This is a genomic window from Flavobacterium fluviatile, assembly GCF_010645065.1.
Classification (GTDB): Bacteria; Bacteroidota; Bacteroidia; order Flavobacteriales; family Flavobacteriaceae; genus Flavobacterium; species Flavobacterium fluviatile.
The window spans coordinates 16,984-28,078 of sequence record NZ_JAADZW010000032.1 but is presented as its reverse complement, the minus strand read 5'-3'; the positions used below and the strand labels follow the sequence as shown (position 1 = coordinate 28,078).

The following is an 11,095-nucleotide window of genomic DNA, read 5'->3' as shown; positions in this document are numbered from 1 at the left end:
GTTTTGTTTATTAATTGTTAGTATTTCAAAGATACATTTTCATATTTTTAATCTATGTCAAAGATATGAGCCCTGATAGAAGCGACATCCTTTTATGGTGGGGTTCACCATAAAAGATATAGCGTATAGCAGGGAACAGCTCCTAATAAAAAAACGCTGCAAAACCTAGGTCTTACAGCGCTTTCAGAAATAAATAATTAAAAAACGGGTATTATCTCCAGCCTCCGCCCAATGCACGATATAATTCGGTATTGGCAGAAAGTTGTGCTCTTTTAATGTCTGCTAATTCTAATTCGCTTTGCAGTAAACTTGCCTGTGCAGAAAGTACTTCAAGGTATTCTGCCATTCCGTTTTTGAATAACAAATTCGAATTTTTAATGGCTTGCTGCAATGTTTTTACACGTTCCTGCAAAAATGTTTCTTGCTGTTGTAGTTTTTCAACAGCAACCAAAGCATCGGCAACTTCGCTTACGGCTACTAAAACAGACTGTCTGAAACTGATAACGGCTTTTTCTCTTTCGGCAACCGCAATGTTATATTGTGTCCTTACTCTTTTATTGTTCAGTAAAGGCTGGGTTAAACCTCCCGCCACGGTTCCGAATAAGGAAGCCGGAATATTAAACCAATTGCTGGTTTCAAATGAATTTACACCGCCTTGAGCTGTAATTCTTAAGGCAGGGTACAGGTCTGCTTTTGTGATTCCGACATTGGCATTGGCTGCTTTTAAGGCAAGTTCGGCACTTTTTACGTCGGGTCTTCTGCTTACTAACGAAGACGGAAATCCGATTGCCGGATTATTTCTAATCGAAATTTCGCTCAGACGAATCGTTCTTTCTTTTGAATCCGGAAAAGAACCTGTCAGTACGCTTAAAGCATTTTCCTGAATGGCAATGTTTTGTTCTAATAGCGGAATCAATTGTGCTGAGTTTAATTTCTGCGCTTCAGATTGCTGAATAGCCAATGAAGTTACCTGACCTGCATCATATTTCAGTTTAATGATATTGGTTGTACTGTCATTCAGTTTCAGTGTTTGTCTGGCAATGTCCAATTGTTCGTCCAGCATCAAAAGATTGTAATATCCTTTAGAAACGTAGGCTACAACATTAGTTTGAAGTGCTTTTTTTACCTCTTCAGACTGAAGGTAATTCGCATATGCCCCTTTTTTCTGATTTTTGATTTTCCCCCAGATATCGGCTTCCCATGAAAGTGAGGCTCCGGCAGAATAATCATCAATATGTTTGGCGCCAATGGCCTGATTTAAGTTCAGTCCCGTAAAGCTATTGTCAGACGGATTGCTTGTGCTGGCATTTACAAATAAATTCACCTGAGGAATATTTCCCCATTTTGATTGTGTAAATCGATATTGCGCAATTTCGATGTTTTTAGTAGCGATCTGTAAATCGTTATTTCGGGCTACTGCGCTGTCTATAAGTCTGATAATATCTTTTTCTGTAAAGAAATTTTTCCACTCCAGATCAGCAATACTGGCCGAATCTTTTGAAACCGATGCACTCCTGAAATTCTCAGGAAGCGCATCTTTTGGAGTTTCAATATCCTTCGAAACTTTACAGGATATTAGTGTGGTGATCAAAATGGCGACCATCACGGTTTTGGTTATATACTTTTTCATTTTATAAACTGTCATTAAATTTCTGTACAAGTATCTTTTTTAGTATCAAGATCTTTTGAGATTCTGTACGATATATATCCGATGCCCAATAGGATGGCTACCAGAATTGTCGTTATATAATTTTCCATATTTATTTTTCTTCGTTATGAATTACGGCTATCGGTTTTCCCGAAACCTTTTCTTGTAAATGCTGGAATACGATAAATAAAACCGGGATGATCAGCAACCCGAGTATTACTCCCGAAACCATACCTCCGGCGGCACCAATACTAATCGAATGGTTACCCTGTGCCGATGGACCTTTGGCGCTCATCATTGGAACTAATCCTACTACGAAAGCCAGCGATGTCATGATAATTGGACGCAGACGTAATTTGGCTGCATCAAGGGAAGCTTTAACCAAAGCCTGTCCGGATTTTCGTTTCTGGACGGCAAATTCGACAATCAGAATCGCGTTTTTGGCGAGCAGTCCAATAAGCATTACCAATGCAACCTGTACATAAATGTTGTTTTCTATTCCGGTTAAACCAATGGCTGCGAATACTCCAAAAATTCCTGCAGGTATGGATAAGATTACGGCCAATGGCAAAATGTAACTTTCGTACTGTGCAGCAAGTAAGAAATAGACGAATATCAAACACAATAAGAATATCGTTGCCGATTGCCCTCCTGAAGAAATTTCTTCACGGGTTTGTCCTGAGAATTCGTAACTATAGCCTGCAGGTAATTGTTGCGCTGCTACTTCTTCAATTGCTTTAATGGCATCTCCGGAACTAAATCCAGGTTTCGGAATCGCATTAATCGAAATTGAGTTAAACAAGTTGTATCTGGAAGCGGTTTCAGAACCATAAATACGGCTTAGTTTTACCAAAGTATTTATCGGAACCATTTCGCCATTTTTGTTTTTCACAAAAACTCTGTCAATTGCTGATGGATCTGCTCTGTCGGCAATATCAGCCTGAACAACTACTCTGTAATATTTACCAAATCGGTTAAAGTCAGATGCCTGTGCACTACCAAAATAAGCCTGCATGGTCTGCAGAATATCTTTTACCCTAACGCCTAACTGATCTGCTTTTTCATCGTTGATATCCAATTGTAATTGAGGATAATCGGCTTTGAAACTTGTAAAGGCAACAGCAATTTCCGGACGTTTCATCAATTCTCCAATAAACTGCTGGGAAATTCCACTAAATTTATCCAGTTTACCTCCGGTTTTATCCTGAAGCACCATATCTAACGCCTCAACGTTACTAAAACCCGGAACCGTTGGGAAACTAAATACGAAGAAGCTTCCACCGGAAATCGCGCCCAGTTTGCCACGAACCTGATTCATGATTTCCTCGATGTTTTTTACCTCACCACGCTCTTCGTTTGGTTTAAGCAATACGAAAACAACTGCGGATGACGGACTTGTTGAATTCGTCAGTAAGTTGAAACCTGAAATCGCTGTTACAAATCGGGATGCATCTAAAGCTTTTAGTGTATTTTCAGCTTCAGTCATTACTTTTTGAGTTCCGTCAAGAGATGTTCCTGACGGCGTATTTACTGCAATCGCGATAAAACCCTGATCTTCTGTTGGGATAAACCCTGCAGGAGTTGTTTTAACCATGACAACAGTTGCAAAAGTAATTAGCACTAATCCGCCTAAGCTAACCCATTTGTTCCGAATTAAGAATTTTAATCCGCCCACATAACGGTTGGTCAATGCTTCAAAACTGTTGTTAAATCCGATAAAGAATTTCTCTTTAAAACCCTGTTTCGCATATGGCGTATTTCCATCATTCGCTGCGTGATTATCCTTTAAGAATAAAGCGGCAAGGGCAGGGCTTAAAGTCAAAGCGTTAACAGCCGAGATTACAATTGCAATTGCCATCGTAAAGGCAAACTGACGATAGAAAACCCCTGTTGAGCCTTCCATAAAACCAACCGGCAGGAATACAGCAGCCATTACCAGCGTAATCGAGATAATAGCACCCGTTATTTCGTGCATTGCTTCATGTGTGGCTACTTTTGGAGACAGACGTTTGTGCTCCATTTTAGCATGCACCGCTTCGACTACCACAATGGCATCATCGACCACAATACCAATCGCCAGAATTAATGCGAAAAGCGTTAAAAGGTTAATCGAGAATCCAAATAACTGCATGAAGAAGAACGTTCCTAAAATTGCTACAGGTACAGCAATAGCCGGGATTAATGTTGATCTGAAATCTTGCAGGAAGATGAAAACCACGATGAAAACTAATATAAAAGCTTCCAGTAAGGTATGTTCAACCTGTTCGATAGATTGGTCTAAAGATACTTTTGTACTATAGAAAATATTGTGTTTTATGCCTGATGGGAAATCCTTAGAAGCTTTTTCCATCATTTTATTGATAGCAATCTGAATGTCATTTGAGTTAGAACCTGCTAATTGAATAACTCCGATTACAATTCCTTTTTTACCATTTAAACGTGTTAAACTGTTATAAGAATATGCACCCAATTCAACTCTGGCAACGTCTTTCAAACGTAGAACAGAACCGTCAGCATTAGAACGGATGGCAATATTTTGATAATCTTCTGGTTTGGTTAGTTTTCCTTTATATTTAATTACGTATTCAAAAACCTCTTTGCTTCGCTCTCCAAATTTACCCGGAGCAGCTTCCAGACTTTTATCCTGAATTGCGCCCATAACTTCGTTTGGCGTAACATTGTGTGTTGCCATTTGGGTTGGATTCAGCCAAACACGCATGGAATAATCTTTTACACCACCAAAAATACTGGCAGAACCCACACCCGGAATACGTTTTAGTTCCGGAATGATATTAATCTGAGCATAGTTGGCAACAAAAGTCTGATCGTATTTTGACTCATCATCAGTATACATACCGATTGCCATGATAAAAGAGTTTTGCTGTTTTGCCGTAATTACACCTTGCTGAACCACCTCTGCAGGCAGCTGACTTGTCGCCTGTGCAACTCTGTTCTGCACGTTTACAGCAGCCTGGTCGGCATCTGTACCTAATTTAAAGAAAACAGTAATTGCTAATGTACCGTCGTTACTGGCTGTTGAACTCATGTATGTCATGTTTTCAACACCATTTATAGATTCTTCCAGAGAAGGTGCCACCGAACGTAAAACCGTTTCGGCATTTGCTCCCGGATAAACTGCTGTTACCAAAACCGATGGCGGTGCAATATCAGGAAACTGTTGTAAAGGCAATTTCGTAAGTCCAAGTACTCCCAGGATCACCAACAAAATGGAGATTACGGTTGCCAGTACAGGTCTTTGTATAAAAATTTTAAACATTTTCGTAAAAATTATTTTTTGTTAGTTATTTGGGCAACCTTAGTCGTTTTCTCAGGCTGGATCACTTGTCCTTCCTGAAGTTTGTCAATACCACTTAATACGATTTGGTCACCTGATTTTACACCCTCTTTAATCAGATAGTTAGTGCCGCTTTTACCTACTACTGTGATTGGCATTTTTGTAACCTTATTGTCTTTGCTTACTGTAAAGACAAATACTTTATCCTGCATTTCAATCGTAGCCGACTGTGGAACCAGAATAGCATCGTCATGCTGTAAACCTAAACGGATTCTTCCTGTGTTTCCGGAGCGTAAAGTGCCGTTTGCATTAGGAAAAGTAGCTCTCAGTGTAATCGCACCTGTATTTTTATCAAACTGACCGTCTACCATATCGATTTTTCCTTTTTGCGGATAAGCATTGTTATCAGCTAATATCAAAGAAACCGGAGGCAATTTTTTGATTTTATCTCCAATGCTGTTGCCTGCATATTGTGATTTAAAGTTGATAAAATCTGTTTCGCCTAAAGAGAAATAAGCAAAAACTTCATGCACATCAGATAAAGTAGTTAAAGGTTCTACATCAGTTGCAGAAACCAGACTTCCTTGTTTTTTAGGCAATCTTCCAATGTATCCGCTAACAGGAGCCGTAACATTGGTATATCCTAAATTAATTTTAGCCGATGCTACCATTGCTTTTGCCTGCTCGATATTGGCAGCAGCAATTTTTTGAGAGGCTTTAGCCGTTTTTAACTGATAATCAGAAACTACTTTGTTTTGAACTAAAGGAGTTAATTTATCTACTTCTAACTGGGCGTTGATTAAAGCAGCTTCAGCAGCATGAAGGCTGGCCAAAGCATTGTTTAACTGCTCACGAAAAGGACGTTCATTTATTTTAAATAAAGTCTGGCCTTTGCTTACATATGCTCCTTCATCTACCAAAACACGGTCAAGGTTTCCGCTCACTTGTGGGCGAATTTCCACATCTACAGTTCCTTGTATCGAAGCCGGATAGTCATTATCAGTTGTAGTATTCTCGCTTGTTATAGCTGCAACAGGTAAAAGAGGAGGAGGTGGGGCAGGAGCCTGCGATTTATCTGCACAACTGCTTAGTACAAGTGCCAGAATAAAGGTGGTTATAATTGCATTTTTCATTTTCATATTGGTTTTAATTTGTTGGACTTTTTTCGTTTTAAAATATTTGTTTCTGATATGCTTTAAATTAGTTTCTTATGATGTTAAATTTTATAACATTGTTAAGTAAAAGGATGTGAAAATTCAAATAGTAGTTTATTCCAATTCTGTTTCATAAATCGGTATTAAATTATTTATCGGTGTTAAGTAAATGGACTAAATTGGTCCGTTCTTATGTTAATTAAATTATTTGTTTCTGATATGATTTAAATTAGTTTATTAATGATGTTAAATTTTATAACATTGTTAAGTAAATTGATGTGAAAATTCAAATAGTAGTTAGCTCCTTCTGTTTTATAAATCGGTATTAAATTATTTATCGGTGTTAAGTAAATGGACTAAATTGATCCGTTCTTATGTTAATTAAATTATTTATCACTGTTAAGTAAAAGTATAAAAAAAAGGATTTCTAGTATTAAATCATTTACCACCGTTAAGTTGAAATGAAATTTTTTTTATTGTATTGATTTTATGATACTGCCAATAGCATCTTTCAGAATTTGTCCGTTAATAGTATCCAGAGAAATATTTTTATTGATGATATTAATTGAAATCAAACCATGAATGACTGAAAAGAAAGTAAAATACTTTTGTTTGATGACCTCTTCCGTTGGGTTGCTGTCTTTCATAATTTCTCCAATGACCGAAGTAAATAATTTATAAGGTGTTTTTGCAGCATCACATTGTTCAGAACAACAGTTCATCTGCACACCAAACATTACCTGATACATTTCGGTGTCAGTAAAGGCAAAATCCCAATACGCCATCCACATGGCTTCAATCTGGTCTTCCGGTTTTTCAAATTTAGCTTTGGCATCTTCCAGCTCTTTTCCTAATTTAAGGAAACCTTTGCCTGTTAATTCTCTTAATATGGCATCCTTATTTGAGAAGTACTCATATATAATTGGAGCAGTATATTCGATTCTGTCGGCAATTTTACGCATACTCAAACCAGTCCAGCCTTCTTCTTTCACGATATCATAAGCAGCGGCAAGAATATTATTTCTTGTCTCTTCTTTTTGTCTTAAAATACGATCTTTACTAGCCATTTTGAATGAGTATTAAATTGTTTAACACTGTTAGGCAAATGTATGACGGTTTTTCGAATTACGCCATAATTTTGTCATAAAATTTTCTTATCGTACAATAATCAGGTATGAAACAAATCTGTAATCCCTTGATTTATTTGAATTTTACGATTGTTATTTTTTTTAGAAGCAGAAATATTTTTATGTTTTAAGACGTTTTGTCCCGCTCACCATTATATCTTTTGTGGTGAACCCCACCACAAAAGGATGCCATTTCGATCGGGGCTAGGATAGGAGGTGTTATATTTATAATTTCCTATAGATTGTGGTTTCGACCAGGGGGAGAAATCACACTAGAAGATCGACAAAGATTAGCAAGAATGTAAAGTTATTCAAAATGAAAATTAAGAAACTCAAAAATTTCATTAGAACTCTTTATCAATTCAATTTTTTTGTCTCTTCGCCATTTCTTCAGTTCTTTTTCCCGTGCGATTGCTTCCTGTATCCAGGTGAATTTTTCGTAGTAAACTAAAAACTGAATATTATATTTTGCTGCAAAGCTACTAACATTTAAATCTATGTTTTCTTTATGCTTTGCAAGTCTTTGTTTTAAGTTGTTAGTAACACCAATGTAAAAAGAGGTTCGATGTTCATTTGTTATAATGTAGACGTAGTAACTATGAAAACCAGTTTGAGTGTTTAGCATTTTATTTTTTTTGTACGAATATACGTGTTTTTGGTTTGTGTGAGGGTATGTCATTTCGAGGAACGAGAAATCACACGCAGGATTCGACAAAGATTGACGACTTGCTTTATGGAGTTTCTAGTGTGATTTCTCGTTCCTCGAAATGACAAACCAAACTTCATATTACGATTTCTAATACACATCAATTTTTTTTGTAACATTGCTTAAAAAAAATGAAGCCAGCATCCATTATAAAAATTGCGATTGTTACTTTAATTATCCAATCAGCACAGGCTCAGGAAACTAAAAAGGAAACAAAAGAAATAAAATACTCAATTGAAAACTGCGTCAATCATTTTGAACTGAACAAAGCCACAAAAACAAAAGTGGGCTATCAGTATTGGTTTGCCGATAAAAAATTCACTCAGGAAAACACGCTCAAAATGAGTATCGTAGAACCCGGAAAATCAACCCATGCGCCGCATCATCATCCCGAGGAAGAATTCTTTTATATCCTGGAAGGTACTGCCCAGTTTTTTCTTGATGGAAAAACAGTAACAGCGGGACCAAACACTAGTTTTTACTGCCCGCCAAATGCGGAACACGGAATCAGTAATGTTGGAAAAACCGATTTGAAATATTTGGTGATTAAGAAAGATTTGAAGTAATATTTAATAAAAGTAACCCGTTGGGTGAAATTAAAATAAGTGTCAGGCTGAGTCCATTCGGCTTCGCTCAGGATAAACTTAGTCGAAGCCCTTTTGAGCTCAAGCCTTCGACTCCGCTCAGTTTGACATCAATTCTTTACGTTATAAATGATGTTTTATTTATTATTTTATACTTTTAATTCATTTTAAATCAATTTCACCAACGGGTTAAAAGTATATTATTGAAAAGACATAATATCTTTTGCAACTTCAGATAAATCGTTATCAAATTGATGTCCGCCCGTTTTTATTTCAGTAAAAATAGCGTTCGGGATTTTTTGCTTGTATTGGATAAAATGAGTAAAAGATACCTCTTCATCGTCTCTGGTATGATAAAAGAAAATTGGGATGTGGTCAGGTAATTTTTTTTCAAAATTTTCTTTTAGCTTTAAGCCCTGTTTCCAATCCTCATTGCCACTCCAGAATGGTATAGCAGTAAGAAAAATGGCTTTGATATTTTTATTAACCGTTTTCTCTGTAAGATATTTTAATATCATCGAGGCACCTAACGAATGACCTGCAAGGAAGAACGCACCTTTCATTTCGGCAATTTGTCGGTTAATCTGTTTGGTCCATCCAAAATCAGGTAATGACTCATCAGAATCTAATTCAGGATATTGTATGATGTAATCCGGACCAATTTCTTTCTGTAATGATGCAACTAAGGATTTATCAGTTTCGTAACCATTCTTATCTCCGCCTTGTATAAATAAAATTTGTTTCTTCATCTTCAAAATTTTTAAGTTAACTATTTAAAGAGTTTTATTTTTCAGGGAATTTGAAGTAAAATTCCGCATACTAAGGAGAATTTACCTCAAATAGCAGCACATCGTCCTGCTTTATACCGAAATAAAGCCAAAGCTCTCTGATATCTGGGCCGATTGTAACGCTGCAGAAGAATTGGATAGACGTTTAAAATTATATTTAAAATCCATAACCATAACGATTCACGAAAACTAAATTTTAGGGCAACATAAATCGTGAAGCCCAAAACAATAAAAAAGATAATCAGATGTCCTAATTCGGATTGTTTGGTGCGATATTCCAAATGAAGTAAACTTTCTAAATCATTTTTAACCGGATTTGTCTTTTTATTCAGTTTTTCCCAGCCAATAAGAACCAGCATTTTTCTAAAAAGATGTATTCCAAATTTCTCATAAATTTTTCCGTTATTTTCCCAGTCTTTGGTTTTATAATAGCCGGAATCACATTTTGATTTTAAAGTTTCAGTGAACATCAAAACACACATCATCAGCATGAAATTTAGAATCCATGCGAATAGAAAACCTAAAACACCTATGGAAAGTACAATTCCATAAGTTAATATTAAGGTAACGAGAATTATGATACCAAGAAGCATTATTTTTCTCATATTTTTTAAATTGTAATTATAGTACAATATACGACGTATTTTCTATTTATTGAAGTTCTAAAATTTGTATTATTTTTTCTTCACTATTACAATGTCACTTTTATCATTTGGAATTGAAAAATATGCAAATCTCAATTAAAATTTCACAAGTCCAAAACTTCATTATTTAACACATTCCCTCCAAAAACCAAAAATTAAAAACCCAAATCATAACCCATAATTAATTGAAAGTAATATTTTTACGAAACAAATACAAAAACCAAACACATGCAAATAGGAATAATAGGACTGGGGAAAATGGGATTCAATCTCGCCTTAAATTTAAAACGTAATCACTATCACGTTGTGGCACAGGATGTCAACACCGATTTTGTTTCAAAAATAGGTCAGGAGGGAATTGAAACCGCTTATACTGTTGAAGAACTCTGCCAAAAACTAACCGACAGAAGAGTCATCTGGCTCATGGTTCCGGCGGGCGAAATTGTAGATGCTGTTATTGTTTCTCTGCTGCCCTATTTGTCCAAAAATGATATCATTATTGATGGCGGAAATTCGAATTACAACAATTCCAAACGCCGTTATACCCAGCTAAAAGAACTTGGAATTGATTTTCTGGACTGCGGAACTTCGGGAGGAACTTCTGGGGCTTTAAACGGCGCTTGTACCATGATTGGCGGAGATGCTGATGTATTCGATTATGTAGCCCGAGTTTTTAAGGATATTTCGGTTGAAAACGGATTCCTGTACACCGGTGCTGCCGGAAGCGGGCATTTTACAAAAATGGTACATAACGGAATCGAATACGGTATGATGCAGTCCATCGCAGAAGGATTTGAGGTTTTTGAGCATTCCGAATTTGATATCGATTTTCAAAAAACAGCCAAACTGTTCAATCACGGTTCTGTGGTACGCAGCTGGCTGATGGAACTTACAGAAAATGCTTTTTCAAAAGACGCCAGACTGGATGGAATAAAAGGGATCATGCATTCTTCAGGCGAAGGAAAATGGACTCTCGAAACTGCTTTGGATTTAGGTGTTCCGACTCCGGTAATTGCGCTTTCGATCATGATGCGTTACCGTTCTCAAATGTCGGATACCTTTTCTGGAAAAGTGGTGGCTGCACTTCGCAATGAGTTTGGAGGACATGCTGTTGAGAAAAGCGAATAATTAGGTTGTAATGTTTTTTTT

9 protein-coding genes are annotated in these 11,095 nt (G+C 36.6%); 2 read left to right on the top strand and 7 right to left on the bottom strand.

All coding sequences use genetic code 11. From position 1 onward, the window contains the following. Positions 1 to 211 precede the first annotated feature (211 nt). The 5 genes from GXM17_RS19870 to GXM17_RS19850 form a co-directional block, all read right to left on the bottom strand. Positions 212 to 1,630 carry a TolC family protein gene (locus GXM17_RS19870; protein WP_163401264.1) on the bottom strand — a complete coding sequence of 473 codons (1,419 nt, stop codon included), beginning with the start codon at positions 1,628 to 1,630 and terminating at the stop codon, positions 212 to 214. 130 nt (positions 1,631 to 1,760) lie between these two features. Next, on the bottom strand, positions 1,761 to 4,925 hold the full coding sequence (locus GXM17_RS19865) for an efflux RND transporter permease subunit (RefSeq protein ID WP_163401263.1): 3,165 nt from the start codon (positions 4,923 to 4,925) through the stop codon (positions 1,761 to 1,763). A gap of 11 nt (positions 4,926 to 4,936) precedes the next feature. Next, entirely contained in the window at positions 4,937 to 6,076 is a 1,140-nt protein-coding gene (locus GXM17_RS19860) for an efflux RND transporter periplasmic adaptor subunit (protein ID WP_425280024.1), read from the bottom strand. Between the two features lie 494 nt (positions 6,077 to 6,570). Then, complete coding sequence (locus tag GXM17_RS19855) at positions 6,571 to 7,164, bottom strand: TetR/AcrR family transcriptional regulator (RefSeq protein ID WP_163401262.1); 594 nt, start codon at positions 7,162 to 7,164, stop codon at positions 6,571 to 6,573. A 367-nt stretch (positions 7,165 to 7,531) separates the two neighbouring features. Then, complete coding sequence (locus GXM17_RS19850) at positions 7,532 to 7,849, bottom strand: GIY-YIG nuclease family protein (RefSeq protein WP_163401261.1); 318 nt, start codon at positions 7,847 to 7,849, stop codon at positions 7,532 to 7,534. 212 nt (positions 7,850 to 8,061) lie between these two features. Here GXM17_RS19850 and GXM17_RS19845 point away from each other — a divergent pair, with 212 nt between their 5' ends. Then, on the top strand, positions 8,062 to 8,496 hold the full coding sequence (locus GXM17_RS19845; protein ID WP_163401260.1) for a cupin domain-containing protein: 435 nt from the start codon (positions 8,062 to 8,064) through the stop codon (positions 8,494 to 8,496). Between the two features lie 218 nt (positions 8,497 to 8,714). Here GXM17_RS19845 and GXM17_RS19840 read toward each other — a convergent pair whose 3' ends face one another. After that, positions 8,715 to 9,263 (bottom strand): alpha/beta hydrolase, encoded by a 549-nt coding sequence (locus GXM17_RS19840; protein WP_163401259.1) that lies wholly within the window; start codon positions 9,261 to 9,263, stop codon positions 8,715 to 8,717. A gap of 86 nt (positions 9,264 to 9,349) precedes the next feature. After that, positions 9,350 to 9,907: a glycosyl-4,4'-diaponeurosporenoate acyltransferase CrtO family protein gene (locus GXM17_RS19835; protein WP_163401258.1), complete on the bottom strand. Its 558-nt coding sequence runs from the start codon at positions 9,905 to 9,907 to the stop codon at positions 9,350 to 9,352. 267 nt (positions 9,908 to 10,174) lie between these two features. Here GXM17_RS19835 and gnd point away from each other — a divergent pair, with 267 nt between their 5' ends. Further along, positions 10,175 to 11,074 carry a phosphogluconate dehydrogenase (NAD(+)-dependent, decarboxylating) gene (gene gnd / locus GXM17_RS19830; protein WP_163401257.1) on the top strand — a complete coding sequence of 300 codons (900 nt, stop codon included), beginning with the start codon at positions 10,175 to 10,177 and terminating at the stop codon, positions 11,072 to 11,074. Positions 11,075 to 11,095 lie beyond the last annotated feature (21 nt).

What these genes read in the sequence shown, in the direction of transcription:
- GXM17_RS19870 (WP_163401264.1), bottom strand. Translation starts at nt 1,630, where the DNA reads ATGAAAAAGTATATAACCAAAACCGTGATGGTCGCCATTTTGATCACC.
- gnd (WP_163401257.1), top strand. Translation starts at nt 10,175, where the DNA reads ATGCAAATAGGAATAATAGGACTGGGGAAAATGGGATTCAATCTCGCC.
- GXM17_RS19850 (WP_163401261.1), bottom strand. Translation starts at nt 7,849, where the DNA reads ATGCTAAACACTCAAACTGGTTTTCATAGTTACTACGTCTACATTATA.
- GXM17_RS19835 (WP_163401258.1), bottom strand. Translation starts at nt 9,907, where the DNA reads ATGAGAAAAATAATGCTTCTTGGTATCATAATTCTCGTTACCTTAATA.
- GXM17_RS19855 (WP_163401262.1), bottom strand. Translation starts at nt 7,164, where the DNA reads ATGGCTAGTAAAGATCGTATTTTAAGACAAAAAGAAGAGACAAGAAAT.
- GXM17_RS19845 (WP_163401260.1), top strand. Translation starts at nt 8,062, where the DNA reads ATGAAGCCAGCATCCATTATAAAAATTGCGATTGTTACTTTAATTATC.
- GXM17_RS19860 (WP_425280024.1), bottom strand. Translation starts at nt 6,076, where the DNA reads ATGAAAAATGCAATTATAACCACCTTTATTCTGGCACTTGTACTAAGC.
- GXM17_RS19865 (WP_163401263.1), bottom strand. Translation starts at nt 4,925, where the DNA reads ATGTTTAAAATTTTTATACAAAGACCTGTACTGGCAACCGTAATCTCC.
- GXM17_RS19840 (WP_163401259.1), bottom strand. Translation starts at nt 9,263, where the DNA reads ATGAAGAAACAAATTTTATTTATACAAGGCGGAGATAAGAATGGTTAC.